Genomic DNA, 26,342 nt, shown 5'->3' with positions numbered 1-26,342 from the left:
AAATAAATTTAGAAATACAATTTTACTATTACTTAAATATCTGTTAATCAGATGTATTAATATCAATTAATTAATTTTTTAATTGAGTTAATTATTTTCTTTGATTCAAACTCCCAGGTTGCTTCTCTTGGATATGCTTTTGGGAATAGTTTTAATGAATTTTTAAGATTTTCTTGAATGAATTCAAGATCTGGATTGCCAAATTCTATTGGCATAGCTCCGCCCAGGCCTTTTCCAATCTCACTCCAGTATGTGTCTTTTTGTACCAGATAAGGAAGTTGGTATCTTGAATACTCATAGAGCTTCGTTGGGATTTTGTAACGATTTACCACGTTGGGTTGATAGGAAATAATACCAAGAGTAGCGGAAGTAATTGCTGAAACTATTTCAGAATGAGGAATCGTTTTTTTTGAAATATTGAAGCTTAGACCTTTTAATTTTTTTGATTCATTTACCAAGTATTTTTCTACCTCATCATGGTGATATTGTCCAATGATCTGGAGGGTAAAATTTGAATCTAATTGCAGTAATTTCTTGTAGCAGGTAAGGGCTAAATCAACCTTGCTGTAATCCGAAATAGTCCCTGTAAAGATCGCTTTATTACCCCGATTTTTTTTTGGACCATGATCTACAGCAAAGGCTTTGTTTTCTATTACCAAACTCTTGCCTTTCACGAATGGAAGTTCCCTTGCGTAACATTGTTCCGCAAGCCAGTACTTATCCATTAAAATTGAACTCAAGCGTTCTTTCAGCCGAACTAGGTTTGCATAACTTGTCTTAAGCAATGAAGGTTTTATACCAATAAGATTTAGGTAGTAGTTTTCCTGTACATCATAAATGATTCTGCATCCAAAAATGAACTTTGATATAACTGCTACACCAATCAGTTCGTGATCGGTGATGATGAGTAAATCTGGCTTTATTTTTGAAAGCAACCTTAATATCCGGAAGCGTAAAAAGTATCGATTTGCCCATTGGTTTCTCGAAACTTGATGTCTATGAAATTTCACATTCGAAATTTCAATTGCATTTTTCGAGTCATTTCCTATGATATTAACCTCATATTTATTTGTTTTCGCTATTGATTGGGAAAGCTTCAAGAATGAGCGCACGTCATCAACGGGTTTTAATACTGAGGCAATCACAATCTTTTTCTGCATATCACTGTAAATATTAGTTATTACATGGAATTAAAAAACCTCATTGAGGAGGCATGGGAAGATCGCTCTCTGGTGACTAAAAAGGCTTTTTCAGTTGCAATTAAAACCGTCATCGAAGAACTGGATAATGGTAAGCGTCGAATTGCTGAACCATCAGGCGGGGATTGGATTGTAAATGAATGGCTCAAGAAAGCGGTGATATTGTATTTTCCATTAATGAAAATGCAGCTTATAGAGGTAGGTCCATTTCAGTTTCATGACAAGATTAAGCTAAAATCAGGCTATGATCAATTGGGTGTCCGTGTTGTTCCGCATGCCATAGCTCGCTATGGGGCCTTTATTCAAAAGAATACCGTATTGATGCCCAGCTATGTAAACATAGGTGCATATGTAGATGAAGGAACAATGGTAGATACTTGGGCCACTGTAGGTAGTTGTGCTCAGATCGGTAAGAATGTTCATTTGAGCGGAGGTGTTGGTATAGGGGGCGTGTTAGAGCCTATTCAAGCAGCTCCTGTAATAATTGAGGATAATGCTTTTATTGGTTCACGGTGTATCGTAGTAGAGGGAGTAAGAGTAGGGAAAGAAGCAGTTCTTGGGGCTAATGTAGTTCTCACTGCTAGTTCGAAAATTATTGATGTAACTGGCGATGAGCCTAAAGAATATAAAGGAATAGTACCACCAGGTTCAGTGGTTATACCTGGTTCGATTCCTAAAAAGTTTGCTGCAGGTGAGTTTCAAGTACCCTGCGCACTGATTATCGGTAAAAGAAAGGAAAGCACCGATAAAAAGACCTCATTGAACGAAGCGTTAAGACAAAATAATGTTTCAGTGTAAAAGATGGCATTTTAGTTGTAGTATGATCGACATACCAACTTTAAAAGTCATGAAAACTATTGCTTTTTTACTTCTTGGTTTAATATCTACTGCTCAAAATACAGTAAAAGATAAACCAATAAACGCTGGAGAAGAACTTCAGTTTAAGCTGTCTTATGGCTGGTTTACCATTGGGAAAGGAACATTTAAAGTCTCAGATGAAGTCATAACCAAGGATGGGAAAGAATGTCTGGAGGTAAGCCTGATGGGGGGCACTGCAGGTCTGGCAGGTGCATTTTCTAAAGTTGATGATAAGTGGGGAGCGATAATAGATAAAGATAGTTTTCTTCCCTACTATTCCTATAGAGACCTTTCTGAAGGTGACTATGATCTGGAAGAGCACATCTATTTTGATTACGATTCCATGCAGGTTAAAGTAGAAAGCTCATCAGCTAATGAAAAGGAACCAAGGCCCACTCGTTTTTTTGACCTTGATCAGAATAATGTATTTGATATGATGGGAGGCATGATGTACGCCCGCAGCATTGACTATCGAGGGTTAAAAAAAGGAGATACCATTCAACTTGACGCATTTTTTGATAAGAAATTTTATGATTTTGAAATGGTGTATCAGGGAATCGAAATGATAGAAACCAAGGTAGGAGAAATCTATTGTCACAAAGTGATTCCCATTATGCAAAAGAATAAAGTCTTTAAAGGTAAAGACGCGATTACCTTTTGGGTGTCAGCTGATGCCAATAGGCTACCACTAAAAATAGAGGCAGACATGAACTTTGGAAAGGCATATTGCGAACTTACTTCGTATAAAAACGTAAAAAGCGGCATTGATTTTGAATAATCCATCTACTTTTGCCGACTTTAATTAATTACATGAAATACTTAGGATATTTAGTACTGTTTGCACTCTTAATTGGTTGTAACTCACAAGATTCGATTAGCGGAGATGATTTTTTCGAAGATGAAGAATATGTTGCGGCGATCAACGCTTACAGCTCTTATTTAGAAACACATCCTGATCACATTAAGAGTCTATATAATAGAGGTAGATCTTACGAGGAGGTTGGCGAGGCTGATAAAGCAATTAAGGACTTTGAAAAAATCATAGAACTTGACCCAAAAAATATCAGTGCATATTTAAGTCTGGCTAAAATCTCGTACAACATTAGCGAATACAACAAGGTTTTAATCTTCACAGGTAGGGCAATAGACTTGAATGAAAACTCGGCACAAGCTCACTTTCTTGCCGGAAGAGCATCTCATCAGTTGGGTTATTTGGACCAGGCACTTGAATCATACGATAATGCAATTACCATAAATCGTGATTTTGGTGAGGCTTATTTATATAGAGGTGCAGTTAAAGTTGGCAAGGAACGTATGAGCTCCGCCTGCGAAGATTTTAAGTTTGCAAAATCATTAAAAGTACCTGAAGCAAACGGTGCTATCAAGGAGTATTGTAAATAATTGCTAAACAAAGAATCCGAAAATCAGATAGCAAATAACCGCTAAACCGCCTGTAAACAGGGCGTAGGGTAGCTGAGTTCTTACATGATCGATATGATCACACCCAGATGCAACAGAAGCTATAAGGGTAGTGTCTGATATTGGTGAGCAGTGATCCCCAAAAACGCCTCCACCCAGAATAGCTGATATAACCAGGTATAAATTGGCATCTACAGCGAAGCTGAGTGGCACACCGATTGAGATCATTATGGCAAATGTACCCCATGAAGTTCCAGTCGCGAATGCAATAAAACTGCTAATGATAAATATTAAAGCAGGAGCAAGTTCAGGGATTAACCAGGATGAGGTAACCCTTGATACATAAATTCCGGTTCCTAATTCATTACACAAATTCCCAATGGCAAATGCTAGTACCATCAGCACCGCCATCACTACCATGTCATTCATTCCTTTAAATGATTGATCAATGAATGTTTTGATTGTCAACATTTTTTGGAAGCCATACATGATTGCGGCCACCAAAAAGCCAGAGAAACACGCATTTAAAACGGCCTCTGAACCTGATCCATTACTTATGCTAAACCACACTTTATCGGCAAATCCACCTTCTGTCATTCCGTCCCAACCACCATATATTAGAAAAAATGGCATAGTAAGTACCATTACTGCAATGGGAATCACCATGTTAAGCGGGGAACTTGTTCTTTCTTCACTTTCATCTGTTTTACCTATTTCCTTTGACTCACGCCGCTCTGTAATTCTTTTCATTTCTCCATATTCCTTTCCTGAAAAAGACAACCAAAAAACAAAGATCAGCGTCAGGATCGCATAAAAGTTGAATGGAATCGAATATATCAAAGTGGTAAATGGATCTACCTCTGGAAATGCTAAAAGCAGTCCCATAACATATGCTCCCCATGCGTTTAATGGAAATAGTACACAAGATGGAGCTGAACTGGAATCCGCGAGGTAGGCTAATTTTTCACGAGGTATTTTGTGCTTATCAAAAAGAGGTCTGAATATAGTTCCAACGGTTAGAATTGAAATATTTGATTCCACAAATATTAGAAAGCCAGTTAGGGCTGAAGTGGCCTGAATCTTTCCTTTAAAGTTGCTCTGGCCTGCTAATCTTTTTTGCACCCATGCAATGAAACCATTGATACCACCAGAATATTTAATCAATTGAATAAGGGCGCCTATTATAAGCGTTAATATGATTGTTCGGGTGTTTCCTTTGCTTTGAAAGACATCAACAAAAGCAGTAATGGTTGAAAGTAATCCTTCGAATAGGTTGCCCTCCTGGATGATCAAGTATCCAACGAAAATTCCAAGAGAAAGAGAGAAGACGACCTGTTTAGTTTTAATGGCTAGGCCAATGGCAAGTAGGGGTGGTATTAAAGACCAAAAACCAAAATCTGTCATTCTTTATTTTTTGTTTTCTTTTCTAATGTTTTAAGCTCATCAAAAGTTTGATTTGATCGTGCTTTATAAGGAAATGTAGTGAAGATATGTCCAACTGCTTTCTCAATTGCCCTGGATGCCTTTTTTTCTTTTTTCTCTTGCCTTAAATCATAGCTTCCCTGCCAAACGAGTTTCTTATTTTCGTTTATCAGTTCAATCAGTATTATAGATTCATAAATGGTCCTTGAATTAATCCTGTAAGAAGGATAGAAAGCACTAGGTCTATTGGTGTTGGTTTCGACTCTCGCACTGGAGGTTACCTCATACCTAAGTGTCAGATCCGGCGAAATATTGGAGAGCTGATACTCTCTTCGCTCCATTTGATTTAGGATATTTTCTTTAATAAGGTCGAAAATTTGCGTGTTTTCAGGAGTCACATTAGTTGACTCAGCCTTCGCGCTAACTATTCTAAATGTTTCATAATTTTTAAATGCAGCCTTTTCATTTACATATGAAACAACTTTTGGGCTACAACAAAGGAGGAAGGGAATGAGCAGAATTAACCATTTCTTCATTAAATGCTAATTTATGCATTTAAGCTATTAAAAGTTAAGCGCAAAGGAGCTTGTACGGGCCTTATTTAATTCATCTTGAATCTTACCTGCCACACATACAGTGTCTGAGCTAAACTCGGAGATGATTTCGAATCTATCCTCATTGGAACTTATAGATGCAATAGACCTATAATGGTGATAGGATCCGGTCTCATATTGCTGCCGATCAGGATTGAACCATATAAGAAGAGTTTCAGCCATATTAGGGTGTTTCATACACAGCTGGTTGATGTGTAAAAATATCAATAAATAATCTTAGTTTATTTCAATTAAGTAAATTTTTAACGGGGTTATTACGTATACTCATCGAAATAATCGATAGTTTTCACATTGATAGCACCATGTTTGAAGGCGGTAATATCAAATTGATTAAATGATCAAAAGAAGCTTTTTTTTCACAATTAGTCTATTAGTGGTATTTGCCATTATAGCCCAGATAGCTCCAAAGGTTGAAACAAATTTGGCAGGAGTATATCAAGGGAAAACACTCTTCATTCAAAATCCTTTTGATAAACAAAATCGAGATTTTTGTGTAGAAAGTGTCTTAATCAATGAGAAGAAAGTTGCTCTAAATTATCGATTAAGTGCCCTTAAACTAGATTTTAAAGATTTTGATCTTTATACTCCCGTAAAAATCAGGATTGTGCATCGGGACTCTACCTGTATTCCAACGATCATCAACCCCGAGGCGATTTTATTTCACACTATTTTTCGTTTTTCAGCAATTTCACTAACTGACTCAGCACTGGTATGGTCGACTAAAGGAGAAACAGGAATTGGAGAATTTGAAGTGGAAAGACTGATGAATGGAGTCTGGGTTGATCAGGAGATTCAGCCAGCGATCGGTAGGTATGAAGGAGCTGATTATACTTATTATCCAAATTTGGAAGAAGGTGCAAATCAGTACCGCCTCAGATACAATTTCCCAGTTGGGAGCAGGATCAAATACCTTTATTCTCGAGAAGTGGACTTTGATTTTTATCCAGAACCTGTGGAGTTTTCTCCCAAGTCTGCAAAAACTCGGGTGTATTTATCAAGATCCACACATTATGAAATCTATGACGCTGGTCAAAAACTTGTACTCGAGGGTCAGGGTCGAGAGATAGACGTAACTGTCCTCCGACAAGGACAGTACGTCATATATTTTAATGGAAAAGATCCTGGGACCTTTATAAAGGAATAGCTAACCCAATAAATTTATTCCAAAGAAATTATTGAAAACCACCACTATAAACAGAATTCCTAAAACGAGTGGACACAAGTAAGAAATACAGAAGTTCAAAAGTTTCTTAATAATGCTATCGTTAAAACCTGGATATCCTTGAGAAATCTCATCTGCCAAACTTTCTTTTTTCCATACGTATGCAGCGAATGTTACGATCAGAAAACCTCCGAACATTAACAGCACATCAGTAATGTACCCGACCAGGGTCATAAAATCTGAAGAACCACCTGGCAAATTGAAAGCATTTGTGAAAAACTCACTATAACCATTTCCAAGTAGTGATGGTATACCAATTAAGAAGATGATAACGGACATAATGATCACCGCTCGTTTTCGCTTTACCTTATACTCATCTACAACATACGATACGGGAACCTCTAAAAGCGAAACAGTTGAAGTCAAAGCGGCAAAAGATAAGAGGAGGAAGAAGAAGCCCCCAACAATTACGCCAAGCGTACCACCTAAGGTTTCAAATACACCCGGAAGAGTAACAAATATAAGACCTGCTCCACCTTGCACATTACTCATTTCTCCACCGAGATTGTAAGCTACAAGCGGGAACATCATGAGACCTGCTATGAATGCTATTCCAACGTCAAACAAAGTAATTAAAGCAGATGAGCTTACGATGTTCTCCTTTTTTGAGAGATAAGAGCCGTAAGTTATCAAAGCTCCCATACCTAAAGAAAGCGAAAAGAAAGCTTGTCGCAAGGCCCCACCAATTGTATTAACGTTGGTGAGTTTTGAAAGATCAGGAACGAGATAATATTTGACTCCTTCCATCGCGTTTGGAAGTGTAAATGAGTAAATAACCAGAGATAAGATCATCACAATCAATGTAGGCATTAAGATTTTAGCTAGTTTCTCAATACCTCCGGAAACACCCTTAGACACGATATAAGCTGTGGTAAACATAAATACTATCGCATATCCACCCACTTTGACAATGTCTGAAGTAAACGAGCCAAATGCGTTTCCGATCTCAAAATTGCCCATAATCATTTCGAGGAAATAACCAAAGGCCCAACCGGCAACTACATTGTAAAAGGACAGTATAAGCACCCCACAAAGGATTCCAAATTTTCCAATGATATTCCACCGCTTAAAACCAAGCGCATTAAAAGCCCCAATGGGATTTTTCTCCGTCTTTCTTCCGATGGCTACTTCTGTAACCATTACAGGAAAGCAAAGTATAAAAGCAAAAATTAAATAAATGAGTACAAATGCAGCTCCTCCTCCGTCTGCTACTTCAAAAGGGAATTTCCAAATATTCCCAAGTCCAACTGCAGATCCAGCTGCTGCCAAAATGAATCCAATTCTACTGGAAAAGTTGCCACGTGCGCTCATATATTAAGTTTAGGGTTTAGGTTAAAGCGCCAAATATAGCAAAAGGAGGGTACCTACAAAGTGCAACTTTTATGTGCGGTTTTAAAGCGCATCTTCTTCGTCTACTTCGATTTCGTAAGGATAGTTGAAAAGATGATTTTGTTTGATAGACTCGGCTACTCTGTTTGGAACAAGTGCCTCCCATCCATCCTCATCTTTTTCGATCATTTCCAGAACCTGATCAGAAATAATGTGAAGGTTGTCCGTTTTCGCATCGGGGATGCTCAGTATTTTATGATTCTCTACGAAGTAATAGAACAGGCTCTCAAGATGTCTATCAGGCGAGAAATCATTACCTGTTTTAATATTCCCTGTTTTAGAATCTATGATTGGATAAACAAAGAGTTTTACATTACTACCAAACAAACGAGCAAAAGATTCGAGAATACCACCATCTAAATTGTCATAGTACTTTTCATCAAAAATCTGTGTCAGGTTGTTTAATCCAATGATTATACCCAAGGTCTTATCTTTTATAAACTGTGATAAATAACCTGCTAGTTTATAGTGTTCCTGATAATTGGATATCATCACATTTTGCCCCAGTGAACATAGCAAATCGACCCTATCAAGGTAATCCTGCTCATCTAATTCACCTGCAAGCGTTAAGTCCTTGAGTGTGATTTCCACAACAGAGACTATATCCTTGGCATGTCCCAGCTCTTTCTTAAAAGCCCGCATTCCTGTGATCATCATGTCTACATTCACATGTGTTACAGGCCTAAACCTTCCTCTCAGGACGATGGCGTTTTTTCTGTAAATAATTTCAGAAGGGAGAATTACATCTTTGTCTGGTCCAAACATCGCTACTTTGGTTAATCCATTCTTAACCAATTTGAGCGTCATCAATCTGTTGTCTACGTGATGAAAATCCGGACCTGAAATACTAAACATATCTATTTCAAGCCTATCCTTTCGTACATTGTCTACTAAGGAATCAATTATTTCTTCAGGTGTATTGTAAGTGTAGCAAGAGTGAATCAAATTAACTCCAACAATTCCTAACACCTGTTGTTGCCACTCTGCGTCCCTGTCTTTAAGAGAAACATGGATGATGCATTCATTTGGTTCAGTTTGGGTATGACGTTGAAATCGTATTCCCATCCAACCATGACCAACATTGCTTCTATTGTAGTTGATAACCTCTACCGTATTAGAATAGGCAAAGAAAGTGGTCTTCTTAGCACGGTTCGTTAAGCGTTGATCCAGCAGTGAATACTCCCTGTCAAGCATTCTACAAAGTTTCTCCTTTGAGACGTATCGCTCACATTTTCCATAAATAGCATCTGAGAAAGTCATGTCATATGCTGACATGGTTTTTGCGATGGTGCCAGATGCGGCTCCTGCTTTGAAAAAGTATGCTGCTACCTCTTGTCCTCCACCTATCTCGGCAACTGTGCCATAGATCCTGGTATCCAAATTCAGCTGTAAAGCTTTCTCTTTGGTTGTTAATTTTTTATTAAACTCTTCCATTGTTTGGAGCTATTGCCTCCACGACAAAGCTATTTTGAATTGTGGCTAAAACAAACCTGTAAACAAAAAAACCGACCAAAGGCCGGTTTTGTTACTACGTAAAAGTGATAAGCTTAGTTATATAGCGAATAAGGGAATTTATTTTCCTTAATCATTACATCAGCTATTGATTGTCTCAGCACTTTTGTGTTGACAGGATCCATTTTCGTAAATCGCTTCATCCCCATGAGCATTACTCTCAGTTCATCACCTTCAGCAAAACATGCTACTGCCTCATCTCCGGAATTTTTAATTTTAGTCACTGCCTCATAAAGGTAAAGCTTGGCCATATTTTGATATAGCGAGCTTCCCTCATCACCATATTTTGCCATTAACTTTTCAGTTCTTAAAATCGTAGATTCCGCTACGTAAACTTCGATTAGCATGTCTGCCAGGTTCATCAGAACTTCTTGTTCATGATCCAGCTTCGGCCCAAATTTTTCAGCTGCCTTGCCGGCAGCCATTAAAACTGATTTTTTAAGATTTTTTATTACTTCTTTTTCTTTTGCCAGCGGAGCAGATAGATCTGGTGTTTCGAAAGAAGGAACTCCAGTCAATTCCTTACCTACAGCCATAGCAGGTCCCATAAGGTCAATTTCGCCCTTCATGGCTTTCTTAAACATCATGCCCACAAGAAGCATTCTGTTTATCTCATTGGTACCTTCATAAATACGAGTGATTCTAGCATCCCTGTATGCACGTGCCATAGGAGCTTCTTCAGAAAAGCCCATACCTCCATAAACCTGTACTCCTTCATCCACACAGAAATCTAATACTTCAGAACCATGAATCTTAATCATAGCACATTCTATGGCGTACTGCTCTACTCCTTTAAGTTTAGCATCACTTGGATCTAGTCCATCAGCTTGAAGCTTAGCTATTAAGTCTTCAATATCTTGTCCTGCGCGATAAGAGGCAGACTCTGTAGCGTAAGTCCTTGTTGCCATATTGGCAAGTTTTTGTTTGATAGCTCCAAAACTTGAAATGGAAACTCCAAATTGCTTTCTCTCATTGGCGTATTGAGTAGATTTTGTAGCAACTTCTTTACATCCGTTGATACAACCTGCACCAAGCTTTATTCGGCCAACATTTAAGACATTTACCGCTATTTTAAAACCATTTTCTCTTTCAGAAAGTAGGTTTTCAGCAGGTACTTTTAAATCATTAAAGAAGACTTGTCTGGTAGAGGAGCCCTTAATTCCTAGTTTTTTCTCCTCATCATTCATTGTTATGCCATCCCAGGTGCGTTCAGCAATAAATGCTGATAACTTCTTATCGTCATCAATTTTTGCGAATATGATCAAGAGGTCAGCAAAACCTGCATTAGAAATCCACATTTTTTGTCCATTGATAACATAGTGCTTACCATCATCGGTCAGCTGCGCTTTCGTTTTGCCAGAGTTGGCATCAGATCCAGCATCTGGTTCGGTGAGACAGTAGCATGCTTTCCACTCACCACTTGCCAGCTTAGGTAAATATTTTTTCTTTTGATCCTCTGTTCCATAGTAGAGGATAGGTAGCGTACCAATCCCCGTGTGGGCTCCATATGCGGTTGAAAATGAACCAGCTGCAGCCATGATATCGGCAATAAGCATTCCCGTATTAAAGCTCATACCAAGCCCTCCATATTCTTCAGGAACATTTACACCTAGAAGACCCAGCTCGCCAGCCTTATCCATCAATCCTGACATCACGCCTTCTTCCATGCTTTCAATTCTTTCAGTGATAGGATTAATTTCCATATCAATGAAGTCCTGTGTGGCAGCTGCCATCATTTTTTGTTCTTCCGAAAATTCTTCAGGAATGAATACATTTTCAGCGTGGGTTTCTTTGATAAGAAATTCACCACCTTTTAAAGCTTGTTTTTCTGCTACTGCTTCCATGTTATAAGTGTCTGTTTTCTTTTTTTAAGTAATAAATGCTCTGCATGCATAACAAATGTACAATAAAATACTCTGCATGCATAACATATTTTAAATATTTTTCATCCCTGTGTAACTAAATATTACTTTTGAATCACCAATTACAATTCAACCCAATAATTTGACAATTGGGAAGGTCTTAGTTGATATCAAAAGCCTTACAAATCAACTTTGAAGAAAAAAAACATGAAAAGACTATCACTATCAATTTTATTTCTTTTCTCAATGGGAGTTTCGTTTGCTCAAGTATCCTGTGAACTCAAAATCAGGGTGGAGAACATAAAAAAATTACAAGGTTCTATGAAAATTGCCATCTATGATCATGAAGATCACTTCCTGAAAAGAGAAATTTTAAGCAAAGGCAAACCAATTGAAGATCATAATGTGGAGTTTATTTTCAATGGACTAGGAAAGGGTATATATGCTATTTCAGTCTATCATGATGAAAATGATAACGGAGAATTGGATGCTAACTTCATGGGAATACCTTCAGAACCTTATGCTTTTTCTAATAACGCCAAAGGGATGTTTGGACCTCCAAGTTTCGAAGATTGTCAGTTTGAAATAGTTGACGGTTTCCAAGAGATTGTGATTTCACTATGAGGAAATACAGAAATCATCTAATTGGCGCGATTCTAATCTTCTTATTGGGTGGAGTCATCAATTCTGTTCTTTTATGCTCCAGCTGTTTAGATGAACCGTTCTTCTTATCCAGAGGCTTTTTTATCACTTTCTGCTATAGTGGGCTAGCTTGGACTTCCTTTTGGAAAGGGAGTGAGTTTTTGGTTGATTTTTTAGACAATAGGATTCCATGGGTTGAAGCACCTCTAAAACGATTTATTATAAGCTTAGTTTCTTCCTGCCTTTTTGTGTTTCTGGTAGTTTGGGCACTGGATCTATTTTTCGATGTGCTTTTATTTAATAAAACCTTAGCGGAAACTTTCACTGATTCCGGCATTCCTTTTTGGGATGCCTTGATGATTACTCTGGGCATTAATGTCTTTATGCATGGAAGAGCTTTTTTATACTCCTGGCGACAAGCTGCCATTGATGTAGAAAAGCTGAGGGCAGAGCAACTTTCTACACAATATGAAAGTTTGAAAAACCAGGTTAACCCACACTTTTTATTCAATTCATTGAATGCACTTACTTCCCTGGTGTATGATGATCAAGAGAAAGCTGTAGAGTTTATTAGAAAACTTTCTCAGGTGTACAGGTATGTACTTGATAAAAAGGATGAGGAGCTGGTCCCATTTTCAGATGATCTTGATTTTGCTAGAAATTATATTTTCTTACAAAAAATCCGGTTTGGTGATAATTTGCATATAAGTGTCAAAGGAGAAGCTCCCAATAAATATGTACCTCCATTGGCCATTCAGTTATTAGTAGAAAATGCAATTAAGCACAATGTAATAAGTGAGCTTCATCCGTTGACAATTGAAATATCCATTACTGATGATTATTGCATTATTAAAAATTCAATAAAGGAGAAATTAGATAAGGATTCTACGGGTATAGGAATAAATAATTTGAAAGCTCGATACCAATATCTTTCAGAAAAACCCTTAGAAGTTGCTAACGAAGGTGAAACCTTTACTGTGAAAGTGCCACTGCTTAAAATTGAAGAATGAAGTACATTATTATTGAAGATGAACAACTTGCTGCAAAGAGGTTAAGGCAACTAGTGGAAGAACTAAGACCTGAGTATGAATTCAAGGCGAAGTTTGATTCTGTTGAATCAGCAACTATTTCACTACCTGCTTTATCATATGATCTCCTGTTTATGGATATTCAGCTCGCTGACGGCATTTCATTTGATATTTTTGATCAAATACACATAGAAAAGCCGATCATATTCACCACGGCTTATGACGAATTTGCATTAAAAGCGTTCAAAACAAATAGTGTGGATTACCTATTAAAACCAATCGACCACAATGAATTAAAGAATGCAATTGAAAAGTTTGAAAAAAGAGCAAATACGGCCGAAAACTCTGAGTCTCAGATTGAGTCTACTCAGTTGGAAAAATTAATTCAGTCGTTAAACCCAACAGGGAAGGAGCGATTTGTGGTAAAAGTGGGTGAGCACCTGAAAACCGTAGAGACACAAGAAATTCAATTGATCTATAGTCAGGATAAGGGAACCTACCTTTTTACTCTTTCGGGAAAGCGATTTCTTGTTGATTACACCTTAGATAAGATAGATGACTTGCTCAATCAAGCTCAGTTTTTCAGAATTTCCAGAAAATTCATAATAAATATGAGTTATATCAAGGACATTATTGCCTTTACAAATTCAAGACTGGAAATTGTCATAGACCACTTTGATGAAGATCAAATCATAGTTGCTCGGGAGCGAGTTAATGAATTTAAATCCTGGCTTGACAGATAAATATGGCCATTGGTCAAATTTATTACTAAGATCAATCGTTCTTAGTTATCTTTACAAAGGTTTTTAATTATTATATATGTCCGTTACAACGATGAGCCAGAAGGTAGTCAGATTCAAAAACAGTTTACATGAGGAGTTTAACAAGACGCTCAACAAACGTGTAAATCAGTATTTCAAAGACTCAAAGAATGGCAGACATGCTAACATTGAGATGGTAATCAAAACCATATTTATGTTAAGCTTGTATTTAGTTCCTTATTTTATGTTCCTTTTAGGAATTGTTCAAAGTGTTTGGGTTTTCTATTTAATGGCCTTTCTAATGGGCTTAGGAAAAGCAGGAATTGGACTTTCCGTAATGCATGATGCAAATCATGGAGCATATTCAAAAAAGAAATGGGTCAATAACTTGATAGGTTATTCCCTAAATCTAGTTGGTGCCAATGCTACCAATTGGAAAATCCAACATAATGTGAAACATCATACCTACACGAATGTGTCCGGAATGGATGAAGATATTTCGCCAAAAGGTGGAATTCTTAGATTTGATCCACATTCACCAGTGAAGAAACACCATAAATGGCAACATATTTATGCATGGTTTCTTTATGGACTTATGACTATGAGTTGGATCATTGTTAAAGATTTCAGCCAATTGGCACAGTACACAAAAGATGGCCATCTTAGAAAACAAGTAAAAAGCATAACCAGAGCATGGGTGTGGTTGGTATTAACCAAAGTATTTTATTATTCCTACATTCTTGCATTGCCAATTTTATTTACTTCATTGCCTTGGTATCATATCTTGCTAGGATTTATTCTTATGCACTATGTTGCTGGCTTCTCCCTGGCTTGTATTTTCCAACCTGCACATGTTATGGAAGACCATGATTTTGCAAACGTAGAGAATACAGACACTGTAGAGCAGAACTGGGCGGTTCATCAGCTTAAGACGACTTGTAACTTTGCACAAAAGAATAAACCACTTTCATGGTTTGCAGGTGGTCTAAACTACCAAATTGAGCATCACTTATTTCCAAATGTATGTCATGTACATTATCGGAAGATCGCCAAGATTGTGAAAGCGACTGCTGAAGAATACAATATTCCATATAGATCTTACCCGACCTTTATTTCAGCATTGGTTTCACATGGAAAAATGCTGCACTCATTAGGTAGGTAAAAAGATGAAAGATTTATTAGACGAAATTGGGAGTTGCACAGTGTGTGACTCCTTTTTTTTGCATCAGCCACGACCCATTGTTAGTATTTCTTCATCGTCCAAACTGCTTATAATCGGACAGGCACCAGGAAGAAAAGTTCATGAATCAGGCATTCCTTGGGATGATGCTAGTGGGAGGAACCTCCGCAGTTGGTTAAATCTACCCGAGGATGTTTTTTATGATTCTTCAAAAGTAGCCTTGGTTCCAATGGGCTTTTGCTATCCTGGTTCTGGTAAATCTGGAGACCTTCCACCACGCCCGGAATGTGCTCCCTTATGGCACAGTAAGATTCTTAATCACTGTACATCGGTAAAGTTGACCTTGCTCATTGGGCAATACGCTCAAAAGTATTATTTAAGAGAAAGGATGCAAGGAAATTTGACTGAGACTGTTAAGGCTTTTGAAAGTTATTTGCCTACACACCTTCCTTTGCCTCATCCTTCTCCCAGAAATCGAATTTGGATGAAAAAAAATCAATGGTTTGAAATGAGTTTACTCCCCAAATTGAAGGCGCATATCGAAAAGCTAAATATCGTTTAAATGTGGTTTTGTATCTTGCTATCAAGAACGCATTATCATGGAAAAAATACTTTCAAATCTTTCAATAGTTGCTTTAGCTCTTTTATCCCTAATATATCTTTTCCAAACAGGATCTCCCAGAGAAGACTGGAAAGCATATTTGAAGAGCCATCCTTACTCGCAAAACTCTCACCTCTCGGTTAGTGATTTAGAAAAACTTCCAAAGAGAGATCGACCTGACCTGGCGATGCAGCAAAATTTCTTAATGACTGTTGATCCCAAAACAGGCGAGGTACCAGTTGATCGATTAGTTAAGGCGTTTGAAAAGCAGAAACGTTTCAGGGCGCAATATGATGTAATCTCAAATGTGACATGGGTTGAAAAAGGGCCAAATAATATTGGAGGAAGAACACGTGCACTCATGTGGGATCCAAATGACTCAAACAATGAGAAATTATGGGCAGCTGGAGTAGCAGGAGGTATTTGGTTTAATAATGATATCACTGACATTAACTCTTCATGGCAAAATGTGGATGATTTTATGGCCAATCTGGCAATCACCACTCTCGCTTATGACCCTACAAATACGCAAATTTTTTATGCGGGTACCGGTGAAGGATTTTTTAACGGGGATGCTGTAAGAGGAGCTGGGATTTTTAAGTCTACAGATGGCGGTTCAAGCTGGGCTTTAATATCCGATACAGAAACATCTGACTTCAATTATGTTCAAAAAGTTGTGGTTGCTGGAACCGGAACCGTTTTAGCAGCAACCAGAACCGGAATATTTCGATCTACAGATGGAGAAAATTTCTCATCGGTTAGTGCAGGAGACTTTGGCGATTTGGAACTTGCTTCAAATGGTGATGTTTATGCTGGTAGCCTTTTTTCTGGAGATGTGTTACGGTCCACTGACGATGGTGTTTCCTGGTCAACAATTACTCCTTCAGGAACAAGTTCTTCCAGAATTGAACTGGCAGTTGCTCCTTCAGCCAGTGATGCCACTGAAACAACTGTTCTCTACGCTGTGGGGGAACAAAGTAGCAATGTCGGATTCTTAAAAAAATCAACTGACGGTGGAGCAAGCTGGTCAGACATTACAATTCCAAACTACAGGTCTCAAGATTGTTCAGAAAGTAGTAGTGATTTTACAAGAGGTCAGGCTTGGTATGATTTAATATTAGCAGTAAAACCGACCGATGAAAATGTCCTACTGGCAGGAGGTATTAATGTGAGTAAATCGGCTGATGGTGGAGCAACTATGTCTGAAGTTTCTTATTGGACTTTTCCTGGCAACTCATGCGATACTTACGTTCATGCTGATATTCATAATATACTTTTTAGACCAGGAAATCCTGATGAAGCTGTCATCGGGAGTGACGGAGGAGTGAGCTATTCTTCTAATGTAGGCTCTTCTAACGATCCAACTTTTTCTGAAAGGAACAAAGACTATAATGTTACGCAGTTTTATTCCGTTGCAGCTCAAAATACTATTGATGTAAATTACTTTTTAGCTGGAGCTCAAGACAATGGAACACAGCAGTTTACAGATGCCGGAGGATTATCTACAGTAGATATTTTTGGAGGTGATGGAGCATTTTGTTTTATAGATCAGGATAATAATAACCTTCAGATATCTTCATATGTCTATAATGTTTATGGTCTTCATAATGCCAGTGGAACACAAGTGGCCACACTGGCAAACGATCAAAATTCAGGTCGTTTTATTAATCCTGCCGATTATGACAATGGCACCAATATTTTGTACTCAGCAGGTAACAGCAACGAGCTCAAGCGAATATCAGGAATAGCCTCTACACCAAACTCACAGGAAACAATTTCAATTAGTATAAATAGTGAAACCATTTCAGCAATTAGAGCTGATGCAAACCTTGAAAACCGAATCTTTATTGGAACTGGTAGTGGTGGTATCTACCGAATTGATGATGCACATGATACGCCTACTGTGACAGAGATTACTTCAAATGTCTCTACCGGAGGATACATCTCATCTATAGATATTGGTTCATCAGATGATGAATTGATCGTTACTTTCTCAAACTATGGCGTGACATCTGTTTGGTATACTGATGATGGGGGTGCAAACTGGTCAAATAAGGATAACGATGGCTCGTTACCTGATATGCCTGTAAGATGGGCTTTGTTCAATCCAAATAATTCTCAAGAGGTATTACTGGCCACAGAACTAGGTGTATGGTCAACATCAGATATTACAGCAACAAATCCCGGATGGGGACAATCCTCCGATAATCTTGCAAATGTCAGATGCGATATGCTACAGCACAGGACAAGTGATAATTTGGTGGTTGTCGCCACTCACGGTAGAGGAATTTTTACATCAAATGTTTTTGACGGAATTGCTACACCTACAGGTTTTGTGGTAAGTCAGGATGGAAGTGGCATAAATCTCACTTGGGTAGATAACAGTGACCTGGAAGACAATTATGTTGTAGAAAGGCTAGTTGGAGATGAAACAGATTATACGATACTCGCGACTTTGGCTGCAAATACGACCACCTATGTAGATAGCGAAATAGCATCAAATCAAACCATTTCTTATAGGGTGTATGGAACATCTGCAATTAAAGCAGACTCACGAATTGCTGAATCTAGTATTTTAAGCATTCCAGCAGTTCCAGTATTGGATGAGGCATCAAATGTAACATCGACTGAATTTACCATCAGTTGGACGGTTACGGATGAGGCAAGTCAGTTTGTACTTGATGTTTCCGAAAATGATGATTTCAGCGATTTTCTTCCTGGATTTGAGAATAAAACACTTTTCAGTTTGAGCACAGATCTTGATGAGCTGGGGGGTGGTACTTATCATTTTAGAGTGGCGGCTCGAAATGCATCTGGTGATTCAGAATTTTCTACTTCTGGTAGCGTGACGTTGGATCCGCTCTCGGTGAATTCTGACCAGATTGCGTTGTATCCCAACCCAAGTAAGGGAATGATTACATTAGAAGGTGTAGGTCCAGATGCATCAATTCATATGATTACGCTGCTTGGTCAGCAAGTAGAATTGAAAGTTAAAAAATTACCAAATCAGATTCAGTTAGATATATCTCACTTAAATCAGGGTACTTACGGTATTCTCATTGAACATGGCTCTAGAAGGATCTACAAGACAATTATAAAACAATGAAATATCTCTTCATATTAGCAGTTTTAATCGGGAGTTGCAAAGCATCAAATACATCAACGAGTAAAAGCGCTCCTGCTCCAACGGAAAGCCAGGATTTGCTCACAGAAGAAAGCAGACAAATCGATGATTCCATGGTTAAAATTGAATTCAAGAATACAAGTGGGACTCAACTATCGATACTAAATCCAATGGAAAAGAGAGTCGATTTGTGGTCAGCAGACGGATGGACAAAAGTGAATATACTTTACTGCGATTGTGGAGCTCCTCCTTGCCCAGCACCACCGACCGAGCGGCCTGTTGGGGTAAACAGAAATTTCACATTTAGTTGGGATAGACAAATAGAAAATTGTCTGGAGACTGATTCAGGAAGAATTACGAAGAAGACAGATGCTCCGAAAGGAGAGTATCGTGTTCTCTATTCCTTCAAGGATGCAAACGAATCCACTAATCAACTAGAAGCCCGGTTTACACTGGAATAGGGATAGAAATTACCCTAAACGTGGTATTGACATTGACTTTTAATACTGCAATCTTAGCCATATCACAATTACTGAAATTGCTATGGAAAATAAGGATGCACTACATAAGAACAATGATATACGATCAAATGCTCCTCGTAAATTGAAAGAAATACTATTGGAGCTTGCTGAATTAAATCTTAAATCTGCAGATAGTAGAGACTTAATTTCGATTGATGGAATGGAGAAGGTACGCAGTAAACTGACATAAATTCTATAAACAAAGTGCTTGAATATTAAATCAAGCACTTTGACTAATCTTATTGCGGAAAGTTATTGCTAGCTATGATTTCCTTAATCTGATCCGTATGTCTTTTGGTGTGTCCGGACATAAATAATACTCCCTGATAGGTATCAATCAGTCCAAAAGGAAACTGCATATAATGATTTCTAAGATCTGCCTGAGTGGTTTTCAGAAATTTAATATTGGCTTTTCTTCTTTCCTGAAACGTTTTCCAGGTGTTATTATAGCCTCCAAAACTGTCGGTTGGCTCAAACTCTTTTCTAGTTTTTACCTTTTGATCTCTGCTGGTTATCAAACTCAATATTTGATCATCACTCATCGCTACCTCTGATCGCTTAGAGGGATCTGAATCTTCATTCAAACTCATTTTTATCATATCAATCAGATTCTTTTCAGAAATTGCAATGTGTTCCAGGCATTCTGCAACGGACCAGGAAGATTCGTCCATTTTGTATTCCAACTGTTCATCGCTCAAATCTTTGATTAGAACCTGAAGATCACTTTGCGTTTGCTTTAAGTGATTCAGTGCTTTTTGTCTTTTTATTTTGCTGATAGTTTCTTGGCCCATACATGTAAGCATGAAAACTATGCAGATAGTTGTAGTAGTTAATTTTTTCATGTTATTGATTATTTGTTTAAGTAAAAGACGAACGTCATTTACTTAAATGGACAGATTGGAAACTACTTTTTAAGGCTGACAAGGTAGCCAATGGAGAAATTCGAATGGTTGTCGAAAATATAGGAGTAGGTGGGAGGGAGAAACAGTCCATTATAGATCACATTACCCGCCTTTAATGTTTTGTTGTTGGTAGGATAAGCTCCAGGAGCTTTTAATACGTAATACCGATTGTCAGTTTCTTCGATTTCCGTTTTTGCAAACTCATAGATAATTCCACCGAGCATGAAGCAAAGGTTTCTGTTTGATTCAGGGATTCTCAAAATGGCATCTCTCACCTCTCTGAACACAGTGGTGTCCTGTACTTCACTTAAAAAGTATTTAGAACCATGAATTTCAATGGTAGACGTATCATTAGCATTCACCCAGGATAATTTGGTGTTTCCAGAGCCTACATCAACCATGAAAGATTCATCAATAAATTCACGTGGAATAGTCGCCATCATAGCGTATTCGGCTTCTTGGTGTGCGTTTACCGTTATAACATCTATTCCTGATTTCCTGATTTCAGCTTCTAAGTCTGATGTACTACTTTCAACTGCACTGGAGCTTATAACAATATGGATGTTTTCTTTCTGAACGCCAAATGCCAGTATTTCAGATTGAAAATTCTCGATATTGGCTATGATTTCTTCCGGTGAAGTTTCACCATAAATAATATTACTTCTCCCAAATATTTGTTTTTTTAGAGACCATCTGGCTTGATCATCTATCTCAATAATGAAGTAGTTAAGACCTATAGCACCAAGTTCAATAACCGCATTTAATTGTCCATCAACAGGATTTTCAGGCTGATAATCAAAAATTTTCTCTTGAGAAGTTACGGGAGTAGTTTGCGCTTCTTGAGGCTTTGACTCTGTTTTGGCTTTTTCTTGATTGCAGGCTGTAACAGTGAGCGAGCAGATTATCCAAAATTGTAGAACCCTGTTCATTTTAGTAACGATTAAGCAAGTTCTCGCAAATCTACAGGAACAACCTTAGAAACACCTTGTTCTTGCATGGTGACCCCATAAATAACATCTGTGCTCGCCATTGTTCTCTTATTATGCGTCACAATGATAAATTGTGATTCTTTGGAGAATTTTCTGATGATCTCATTGAACTTATCAATATTGGCATCATCTAATGGCGCATCTACCTCATCAAAAATACAAAAAGGTGCTGGCTTTAATAAATAGATAGAAAATAGGAGTGAGGTAGCTGTGAGTGTTTTTTCACCTCCTGATAATTGATTTATAGTAAGCGGGCGTTTACCTTTTGGTTTTGCAATAATATCAATAGCACTTTCCAGTGGTTGATCAGGGTTGGTCAATATAAGGTCACAGTCATCTTCTTCCGTAAAGAGCGTTCTAAAGACTTTTATGAAATTGTCTTTGATGTGATGAAAGGCCTCCATAAAGGTTTCTTTAGCAACTTCATCAATTTCACTTATAGTGGTGAGTAAAGAGTCTTTAGCTTTAAGTAAGTCTTCCTTTTGTTCTGTTATAAAGGTGTGTCTTTCCTGGATTTCCTCAAAGGCTTCCATAGCCATGGAATTTATAGGCCCCATATTATCCAACCTATTTCTTAACTTCTCAACTTTAGTTCTTAATTCTTCTTCATTGAATTTTTTATAATCGGAAATATCTTCATCCTTTATTTTTTGCAGATCAATGTTAAACTCGACAGAAAGACGGTCTTTGACAGAGTTTAGACCCATTTTAGCATCGTTTAGCTTGTTCTGCCACTCCATCAAGGCATGATCAATACCTTCTCTTTTTCTTTGTGTCTCTCGGAGAATTTTTTCTTCTTCATCAATCAGTCCTCTAGCCTCGTAATACTCTTTTTCCGCCTCATTTACCCCTGACTCTAAAGTCTCTTTTTCGTCATACATGGATACAAGCTCATCATCACTGGCAGTACTTTTCTTCACCAATTCATTTAGGTTAGAAGTCGCGCTCTCTAAGTCCTCCTTGTTTTTCTCTATTCGTTCAATGGAATTTTCGTATGATTCTTCCTTATAACTGATCTCTTGTAAAATGCTGTTGAGTTTATTTTGACGTTGGTGGAAAATAACATTTTGTTCATTATAAACAGACGATTTTTGATCCAGTTTTTCCTGCAATACCAAAGCCTCCTCTTTCTTAGCTTCAACATTTTTTTCGAGTGCTAATAATTCACCTGAAGCTTTTTCAGCTTCCGGTTTCAGTGTTTCCAGTGCTTTTTCCAGGGAGACAATTTGTTGCTGTATATCCTCTCTTCTGTTTTTATTGGAGGTTAAAAGTTCAATAAACTGCTCTTGTTTAGTCTGAACAGAAACTTCAATCTCCTTGATTTTCGAGAGTTCGTCTTTTACCTCTTCTAGTTGTTCTGCCTTGGAGGAAAGCCTAAGTTCTTCTAATTGAAGTTGATATTTACTGATGAGTTTGTCTAACTCGCCTTGTTTTTTCTTAAGATCTTTGATTTCAATTTCCAGTTTCTCAAGATTCTTGGCCCTTCCTATTCTTTTGCCTTCAAAGAGACCAATTGATCCCCCTGAGATGCTGTACTTTTTAAAGGTGATTTTACCTTCTTTATCGAGGAGCACGACATTGTCAGAGGAAGCGGGATTAGTTTCTGGGGTAACGTAAACGTTCCAAAGAAGGTGCTTTATTAGATTTTCGTACTTAACCTCATATTCAATTAGATCTAAAGCTGATTGCGCATTCTTAGGTTTTGTTATTTCACTAGTATTATAATTTGCCAAATTTTCGAGTATAAAAAAGTTGGCTTTACCTCGTGTTGAGTCACTTAGAAGTTTTACTGCTGTCAGCGCGTCTTCACGAGTTTCTACTATGTAGTAATTCATGAAGGGTTCGAGGAAATTCTCTATAGTAACACGGTACTCTTCCGGACAGCTTAGTATATCAGATAGGAGTGGAGCATTCTTCCATTGAGGGTTCTTCTTTAGAAACTTAATAGCCTCAGGAAATCCCTCTAAATTATCAACTAGAGACTTTGTTAGATTGAATTCGTTTTGCCGAGCATCGAGCAGCCTATTAACTTTCGTTAATTCTTCTTTGGCTTCACCGAGCTTTTCTTCCGATTCGGATACTTTTTCCTTTAGATTTTCTTCTTTCCCTTTTAAGCGGTCGTAAACAGCTTGTTTCTCGTTTTTCTCGTTTTCTATTTCCGCCAGTCGCTTTTTGAACTCTTCGAGATTTGCACTCTTTTCACTTGTATCTTCACTTGTTTTACTCAGTTCTCCCAGCATGGACTTGAGCTGAATATCCTTAATTTCAATTTCCTTACTTAATTGAAATTGATGGTCTTTTTTCTCGGAATAATAGGTCCCAAGCGAATTGAGTTTTTCTTGCGCCTCAGTTGTGAGGTTTTTCTGCGAATCATAGTCGCTTTTTAAGCTTTCTACCTGTGAAAGAATAGTGTTTACCTCCTTTTCTGCTTCCCGCGCTTCATTTCTAAGTCCTTCAAGCGATACCGCTGCTCTTTCGCTGCTTAATTTATCTTGAGCTATTTGCTCTTTTAGTGAATCAATCTTGTCGTGAAGAAATTTTTGACGTTCATTTTTGATCTTTTTATCACTTTCATACTGTCTAATCTGACTCACATGCTCATTCAGCGTCTTTTGTCGCGATGAAAGTAGTTTTTCATGCTTTATGAGATCGGATTTAGCCTTTTCTATAGCGGCTTCTTTCTCATTAACCAGTGAATTCAAGGCTATCCTTTTATCATTTTCTTCTTGAATTTGTTGCTGGATGGTGTCAAAGTGTTCTTGCTGATTGTTCATTGCTTTTTTTGCAAGAGCAATACTTGAGTTTTTATACTCACCCTTTAATTCGTAATATTTTTTAGCTTGATTAGCTTGACGTTCTAGTGATTTTAGGTTTTTCTCTATTTCGAATAATAAGTCTTCTACACGCTCAAGGTCAGCGTCAGTGTCACTCAGTTTTTTAAGCGTTTCTTTTTTTCGGATTTTGAACTTAGATATTCCAGCAGCCTCCTCAAAAAGTGCTCGCCTGGAATTATCCTTATCATTTAGGATATCGTCTACCATTTTTAACTCAATGATGGAGTAGCTATTGGACGCGATCCCAGTATCGAGAAATAGGTTGGTAATATCCTTCAACCTACATGTAACTCCATTTAGCAGATACTCACTTTCTCCGGAGCGATAATACCTTCTGGTGATAGTGACTTGAGCGTATTCTGTAGGAATTAAGTTTTTAGTATTATTAAATGTCAGCGAAACTTCAGCAAGCTGTGTAGGTTTTCGTGCTTTTGTTCCATTGAAGATTACATTCTCCATTTTATCGGATCGCAATACGCGTGATTTTTGCTCTCCAAGAACCCATCTAATCGAATCAACTACATTTGATTTACCACATCCATTAGGCCCAACGATACCCGTAATTCCTTCGTCAAAGTTGATAACAACTCTGTCGGCAAAACTTTTAAAACCTTTTATCTCTAATTTGGTTAATTGCATGAAGAATAGATTCGAATTTTAAACGATGAGGCCGACAAAAATATAAGATTCGTCGGCAATAGATGGTTTCGTCAATTAATTTGTTTGTGGGATTTATCCACCATTTTTCCCCACAATCCATTTTTTTTTCAAAAGATCAATTATTCATGTAATTATTTGAAAGTTTAATCGAATGTTTGAGGGGTATTTGAAATGTTCGTTGCATTATTGTAACATTCATTAGGCAATTGCACATTTTATAGAACTTTTTGATAAAAGTCATTTATTTTTAATAGACCTAGACGCTAGAAACCAATATGGATAAACCAACCATTCTGTATGTAGACGATGATCAATTCAATATCACACTCTTTGAATTTAATTTCAAAAATGAGTTTGAAATCCTGAATGCTACATCAGGCTCGGAGGCACTTCAACTAATTAAAGACCATGATGAAATCGCGGCGATTGTTAGTGATGTGAGAATGCCTGAAATGGATGGAATTGAATTCATTACCAAGGTGAAAGAGATGAAGGAAAGTTTACCGTGCTTTCTACTTACAGGTTATGGAGGCGCTCAGGAAGTTGTTGATGCCATAGATCAGAATCTGATTGTCGGCTATTTCAGCAAGCCATTTGACAAAGAGAACATTATTACCACTCTCAAGTCAACAATCAACGATTAATTCCCGCTTACATTCTTTTGTAATTATACATTAGCTAACTTAGCTAAATGGATGATTTTAATTTTTGGTGGTACATCATAGCTGCTGTTATCTATTTTCTTACAAGAAATAAAAAGAAGAAAGATCAGCCTAATTCTCGTCCAGGGAGCGAAAATAATCCACCAAAAAGCCAGCAGCCCAAATCCTTCGAAGATCTACTCAGAGAGATTACAGAAGGAAAGCAAGAATCTGAACCAGCAATTGAACAAGAGCCGGTTATTATCGAGAAAAAGGAAGAACCAACCTACGATGAGAATATTAGACGTGAAGGGGAGCGCAGGTCGTTTGCTGATGATGAGAGTAGGCGTGTTTATGAAGAGTCTATAAAAATGGCTGAGGGAGCTGATCTTGAATTTGAGCCCGATGAACACTTTAGATCAACCAGCCTTTTCAAAGGATCTAAAAATGAGGAGGAAGAAGAATGGACAATTGCCGATGAAATTCGTGATGGATTAAATTCAGCCGAGGCTAAAAAAGCTGTGATTTACAGCGAAATCTTAAATAGAAAATACTAATCCCTATTTAAATCAAAAGCATAAGGAAGCAATGCATTTGACTTATGAGTATTTGATTTTTCACCTTCACAGAAACTCTTAATTTCCGGATCTCCAAACTCATGAATGACTTGCCTGCAAGCTCCGCATGGAGGCGTAGGAGTGGGAGTGGGTGTATAAACTACGATTTTGTCAATCTCAATTTTACCTTCTTCGTTAATTGCATTTGCTATTGCATTCCTTTCCGCACAAACTGTAAGTCCATAGGAGGCATTTTCTACGTTACATCCTGTATAGACATTTCCTGATTTTGTAAGCAAGGCACAGCCTACCTTAAACTGACTGTAAGGTGCATAAGCTTTAGAAGCAGCATCTTTTGCTCTTTGTTGTAATTCACTCTCTGACATGCTCAATGTTAATGAAAAC

At 37.7% G+C, this 26,342-nt stretch carries 25 protein-coding genes; 14 read left to right on the top strand and 11 right to left on the bottom strand.

Annotated elements, in window-relative coordinates; all coding sequences use genetic code 11:
* Positions 1 to 62: 62 nt before the first annotated feature.
* On the bottom strand, positions 63 to 1,160 hold the full coding sequence (locus ACO05G_RS08420; protein WP_421765554.1) for a hypothetical protein: 1,098 nt from the start codon (positions 1,158 to 1,160) through the stop codon (positions 63 to 65).
* Between the two features lie 24 nt (positions 1,161 to 1,184).
* Between ACO05G_RS08420 and ACO05G_RS08415 the strand changes: the two genes are divergently transcribed.
* From ACO05G_RS08415 to ACO05G_RS08405, 3 genes are read left to right on the top strand one after another with little or no spacing between them, the layout of a single operon-like run.
* Positions 1,185 to 1,997, top strand: a complete 813-nt coding sequence (locus ACO05G_RS08415; RefSeq protein WP_348282164.1) for a 2,3,4,5-tetrahydropyridine-2,6-dicarboxylate N-succinyltransferase — start codon at positions 1,185 to 1,187, stop codon at positions 1,995 to 1,997.
* A 49-nt stretch (positions 1,998 to 2,046) separates the two neighbouring features.
* Positions 2,047 to 2,835, top strand: coding sequence for a DUF3108 domain-containing protein (locus ACO05G_RS08410; protein ID WP_421765553.1), 789 nt, complete (start codon positions 2,047 to 2,049; stop codon positions 2,833 to 2,835).
* A 32-nt stretch (positions 2,836 to 2,867) separates the two neighbouring features.
* Positions 2,868 to 3,458, top strand: coding sequence for a tetratricopeptide repeat protein (locus ACO05G_RS08405; RefSeq protein ID WP_421765552.1), 591 nt, complete (start codon positions 2,868 to 2,870; stop codon positions 3,456 to 3,458).
* Positions 3,459 to 3,461: 3 nt separating this feature from the next.
* On the opposite strand, the gene ACO05G_RS08400 is transcribed toward ACO05G_RS08405, so the two are convergent.
* From ACO05G_RS08400 to ACO05G_RS08390, 3 genes are read right to left on the bottom strand one after another with little or no spacing between them, the layout of a single operon-like run.
* On the bottom strand, positions 3,462 to 4,880 hold the full coding sequence (locus ACO05G_RS08400) for a Na+/H+ antiporter NhaC family protein (protein WP_421765551.1): 1,419 nt from the start codon (positions 4,878 to 4,880) through the stop codon (positions 3,462 to 3,464).
* Positions 4,877 to 5,434: a DUF4136 domain-containing protein gene (locus ACO05G_RS08395; protein ID WP_421765550.1), complete on the bottom strand. Its 558-nt coding sequence runs from the start codon at positions 5,432 to 5,434 to the stop codon at positions 4,877 to 4,879. Before ACO05G_RS08395 ends, ACO05G_RS08400 begins: the two co-directional genes overlap by 4 nt.
* A gap of 27 nt (positions 5,435 to 5,461) precedes the next feature.
* Positions 5,462 to 5,689: a hypothetical protein gene (locus ACO05G_RS08390; RefSeq protein ID WP_421765549.1), complete on the bottom strand. Its 228-nt coding sequence runs from the start codon at positions 5,687 to 5,689 to the stop codon at positions 5,462 to 5,464.
* A 157-nt stretch (positions 5,690 to 5,846) separates the two neighbouring features.
* On the opposite strand from ACO05G_RS08390, the gene ACO05G_RS08385 reads away from it, so the two are divergent.
* Entirely contained in the window at positions 5,847 to 6,656 is an 810-nt protein-coding gene (locus ACO05G_RS08385; RefSeq protein WP_421765548.1) for a hypothetical protein, read from the top strand.
* Here ACO05G_RS08385 and ACO05G_RS08380 read toward each other — a convergent pair whose 3' ends face one another.
* The 3 genes from ACO05G_RS08380 to ACO05G_RS08370 all read right to left on the bottom strand — a co-directional run bounded on the left by ACO05G_RS08380 (position 6,657) and on the right by ACO05G_RS08370 (position 11,479).
* Positions 6,657 to 8,045, bottom strand: a complete 1,389-nt coding sequence (locus ACO05G_RS08380) for a sodium-dependent transporter (protein ID WP_348282171.1) — start codon at positions 8,043 to 8,045, stop codon at positions 6,657 to 6,659.
* Positions 8,046 to 8,126: 81 nt separating this feature from the next.
* The gene (locus tag ACO05G_RS08375; protein ID WP_348282172.1) at positions 8,127 to 9,557 is read right to left on the bottom strand and encodes a TonB-dependent receptor; all 1,431 of its coding nucleotides are present in this window, start codon (positions 9,555 to 9,557) and stop codon (positions 8,127 to 8,129) included.
* Positions 9,558 to 9,670: 113 nt separating this feature from the next.
* Positions 9,671 to 11,479, bottom strand: a complete 1,809-nt coding sequence (locus ACO05G_RS08370; RefSeq protein WP_421765547.1) for an acyl-CoA dehydrogenase family protein — start codon at positions 11,477 to 11,479, stop codon at positions 9,671 to 9,673.
* Positions 11,480 to 11,704: 225 nt separating this feature from the next.
* Here ACO05G_RS08370 and ACO05G_RS08365 point away from each other — a divergent pair, with 225 nt between their 5' ends.
* The 8 genes from ACO05G_RS08365 (at position 11,705) to ACO05G_RS08330 (ending at position 19,544) form a co-directional block, all read left to right on the top strand.
* A complete protein-coding gene (locus ACO05G_RS08365; RefSeq protein WP_348282174.1) occupies positions 11,705 to 12,121 on the top strand; it encodes a DUF2141 domain-containing protein in 417 nt (138 codons plus the stop codon).
* Positions 12,118 to 13,149 carry a sensor histidine kinase gene (locus tag ACO05G_RS08360; RefSeq protein WP_348282175.1) on the top strand — a complete coding sequence of 344 codons (1,032 nt, stop codon included), beginning with the start codon at positions 12,118 to 12,120 and terminating at the stop codon, positions 13,147 to 13,149. Before ACO05G_RS08365 ends, ACO05G_RS08360 begins: the two co-directional genes overlap by 4 nt.
* Positions 13,146 to 13,910: a LytR/AlgR family response regulator transcription factor gene (locus tag ACO05G_RS08355; protein WP_421765546.1), complete on the top strand. Its 765-nt coding sequence runs from the start codon at positions 13,146 to 13,148 to the stop codon at positions 13,908 to 13,910. The genes ACO05G_RS08360 and ACO05G_RS08355 overlap by 4 nt, the downstream gene beginning before the upstream one ends.
* Before the next feature lie 76 nt (positions 13,911 to 13,986).
* Positions 13,987 to 15,090 (top strand): acyl-CoA desaturase, encoded by a 1,104-nt coding sequence (locus ACO05G_RS08350; protein ID WP_348282177.1) that lies wholly within the window; start codon positions 13,987 to 13,989, stop codon positions 15,088 to 15,090.
* 4 nt (positions 15,091 to 15,094) lie between these two features.
* On the top strand, positions 15,095 to 15,670 hold the full coding sequence (locus tag ACO05G_RS08345) for a uracil-DNA glycosylase family protein (protein ID WP_421765545.1): 576 nt from the start codon (positions 15,095 to 15,097) through the stop codon (positions 15,668 to 15,670).
* A gap of 37 nt (positions 15,671 to 15,707) precedes the next feature.
* Entirely contained in the window at positions 15,708 to 18,815 is a 3,108-nt protein-coding gene (locus ACO05G_RS08340; RefSeq protein ID WP_421765544.1) for a T9SS type A sorting domain-containing protein, read from the top strand.
* Positions 18,812 to 19,294, top strand: a complete 483-nt coding sequence (locus ACO05G_RS08335; RefSeq protein ID WP_421765543.1) for a hypothetical protein — start codon at positions 18,812 to 18,814, stop codon at positions 19,292 to 19,294. Before ACO05G_RS08340 ends, ACO05G_RS08335 begins: the two co-directional genes overlap by 4 nt.
* Before the next feature lie 82 nt (positions 19,295 to 19,376).
* The gene (locus ACO05G_RS08330) at positions 19,377 to 19,544 is read left to right on the top strand and encodes a hypothetical protein (protein WP_421765542.1); all 168 of its coding nucleotides are present in this window, start codon (positions 19,377 to 19,379) and stop codon (positions 19,542 to 19,544) included.
* A 49-nt stretch (positions 19,545 to 19,593) separates the two neighbouring features.
* Here ACO05G_RS08330 and ACO05G_RS08325 read toward each other — a convergent pair whose 3' ends face one another.
* The 3 genes from ACO05G_RS08325 to smc form a co-directional block, all read right to left on the bottom strand.
* Positions 19,594 to 20,196 (bottom strand): DinB family protein, encoded by a 603-nt coding sequence (locus ACO05G_RS08325; RefSeq protein ID WP_348282182.1) that lies wholly within the window; start codon positions 20,194 to 20,196, stop codon positions 19,594 to 19,596.
* 62 nt (positions 20,197 to 20,258) lie between these two features.
* Positions 20,259 to 21,185: a hypothetical protein gene (locus ACO05G_RS08320; protein WP_421765541.1), complete on the bottom strand. Its 927-nt coding sequence runs from the start codon at positions 21,183 to 21,185 to the stop codon at positions 20,259 to 20,261.
* An 11-nt stretch (positions 21,186 to 21,196) separates the two neighbouring features.
* Positions 21,197 to 24,718: a chromosome segregation protein SMC gene (gene smc / locus ACO05G_RS08315; RefSeq protein ID WP_421765540.1), complete on the bottom strand. Its 3,522-nt coding sequence runs from the start codon at positions 24,716 to 24,718 to the stop codon at positions 21,197 to 21,199.
* A gap of 296 nt (positions 24,719 to 25,014) precedes the next feature.
* On the opposite strand from smc, the gene ACO05G_RS08310 reads away from it, so the two are divergent.
* Positions 25,015 to 25,383, top strand: coding sequence for a response regulator (locus tag ACO05G_RS08310; RefSeq protein ID WP_421765539.1), 369 nt, complete (start codon positions 25,015 to 25,017; stop codon positions 25,381 to 25,383).
* A 47-nt stretch (positions 25,384 to 25,430) separates the two neighbouring features.
* The gene (locus ACO05G_RS08305) at positions 25,431 to 25,937 is read left to right on the top strand and encodes a hypothetical protein (protein WP_421765538.1); all 507 of its coding nucleotides are present in this window, start codon (positions 25,431 to 25,433) and stop codon (positions 25,935 to 25,937) included.
* On the opposite strand, the gene ACO05G_RS08300 is transcribed toward ACO05G_RS08305, so the two are convergent.
* A complete protein-coding gene (locus ACO05G_RS08300) occupies positions 25,934 to 26,323 on the bottom strand; it encodes a cytidine deaminase (protein WP_421765537.1) in 390 nt (129 codons plus the stop codon). The two genes, ACO05G_RS08305 and ACO05G_RS08300, sit on opposite strands and share 4 nt — an antisense overlap.
* Between the last annotated feature and the right edge of the window lie 19 nt (positions 26,324 to 26,342).

Origin of the sequence: Ekhidna sp. (assembly GCF_965227465.1) — a bacterium.
Lineage (GTDB): Bacteria > Bacteroidota > Bacteroidia > Cytophagales > Cyclobacteriaceae > Ekhidna.
Note: the sequence above shows the minus strand (reverse complement) of the source record. Positions and strands in the feature narration are given on the sequence as shown.

Coding starts and splice junctions, on each gene's coding strand:
- ACO05G_RS08420 (WP_421765554.1), bottom strand. CDS start 1,160: ATGCAGAAAAAGATTGTGATTGCCTCAGTATTAAAACCCGTTGATGAC.
- ACO05G_RS08415 (WP_348282164.1), top strand. CDS start 1,185: ATGGAATTAAAAAACCTCATTGAGGAGGCATGGGAAGATCGCTCTCTG.
- ACO05G_RS08410 (WP_421765553.1), top strand. CDS start 2,047: ATGAAAACTATTGCTTTTTTACTTCTTGGTTTAATATCTACTGCTCAA.
- ACO05G_RS08405 (WP_421765552.1), top strand. CDS start 2,868: ATGAAATACTTAGGATATTTAGTACTGTTTGCACTCTTAATTGGTTGT.
- ACO05G_RS08400 (WP_421765551.1), bottom strand. CDS start 4,880: ATGACAGATTTTGGTTTTTGGTCTTTAATACCACCCCTACTTGCCATT.
- ACO05G_RS08395 (WP_421765550.1), bottom strand. CDS start 5,434: ATGAAGAAATGGTTAATTCTGCTCATTCCCTTCCTCCTTTGTTGTAGC.
- ACO05G_RS08390 (WP_421765549.1), bottom strand. CDS start 5,689: ATGAAACACCCTAATATGGCTGAAACTCTTCTTATATGGTTCAATCCT.
- ACO05G_RS08385 (WP_421765548.1), top strand. CDS start 5,847: ATGATCAAAAGAAGCTTTTTTTTCACAATTAGTCTATTAGTGGTATTT.
- ACO05G_RS08380 (WP_348282171.1), bottom strand. CDS start 8,045: ATGAGCGCACGTGGCAACTTTTCCAGTAGAATTGGATTCATTTTGGCA.
- ACO05G_RS08375 (WP_348282172.1), bottom strand. CDS start 9,557: ATGGAAGAGTTTAATAAAAAATTAACAACCAAAGAGAAAGCTTTACAG.
- ACO05G_RS08370 (WP_421765547.1), bottom strand. CDS start 11,479: ATGGAAGCAGTAGCAGAAAAACAAGCTTTAAAAGGTGGTGAATTTCTT.
- ACO05G_RS08365 (WP_348282174.1), top strand. CDS start 11,705: ATGAAAAGACTATCACTATCAATTTTATTTCTTTTCTCAATGGGAGTT.
- ACO05G_RS08360 (WP_348282175.1), top strand. CDS start 12,118: ATGAGGAAATACAGAAATCATCTAATTGGCGCGATTCTAATCTTCTTA.
- ACO05G_RS08355 (WP_421765546.1), top strand. CDS start 13,146: ATGAAGTACATTATTATTGAAGATGAACAACTTGCTGCAAAGAGGTTA.
- ACO05G_RS08350 (WP_348282177.1), top strand. CDS start 13,987: ATGTCCGTTACAACGATGAGCCAGAAGGTAGTCAGATTCAAAAACAGT.
- ACO05G_RS08345 (WP_421765545.1), top strand. CDS start 15,095: ATGAAAGATTTATTAGACGAAATTGGGAGTTGCACAGTGTGTGACTCC.
- ACO05G_RS08340 (WP_421765544.1), top strand. CDS start 15,708: ATGGAAAAAATACTTTCAAATCTTTCAATAGTTGCTTTAGCTCTTTTA.
- ACO05G_RS08335 (WP_421765543.1), top strand. CDS start 18,812: ATGAAATATCTCTTCATATTAGCAGTTTTAATCGGGAGTTGCAAAGCA.
- ACO05G_RS08330 (WP_421765542.1), top strand. CDS start 19,377: ATGGAAAATAAGGATGCACTACATAAGAACAATGATATACGATCAAAT.
- ACO05G_RS08325 (WP_348282182.1), bottom strand. CDS start 20,196: ATGAAAAAATTAACTACTACAACTATCTGCATAGTTTTCATGCTTACA.
- ACO05G_RS08320 (WP_421765541.1), bottom strand. CDS start 21,185: ATGAACAGGGTTCTACAATTTTGGATAATCTGCTCGCTCACTGTTACA.
- smc (WP_421765540.1), bottom strand. CDS start 24,718: ATGCAATTAACCAAATTAGAGATAAAAGGTTTTAAAAGTTTTGCCGAC.
- ACO05G_RS08310 (WP_421765539.1), top strand. CDS start 25,015: ATGGATAAACCAACCATTCTGTATGTAGACGATGATCAATTCAATATC.
- ACO05G_RS08305 (WP_421765538.1), top strand. CDS start 25,431: ATGGATGATTTTAATTTTTGGTGGTACATCATAGCTGCTGTTATCTAT.
- ACO05G_RS08300 (WP_421765537.1), bottom strand. CDS start 26,323: ATGTCAGAGAGTGAATTACAACAAAGAGCAAAAGATGCTGCTTCTAAA.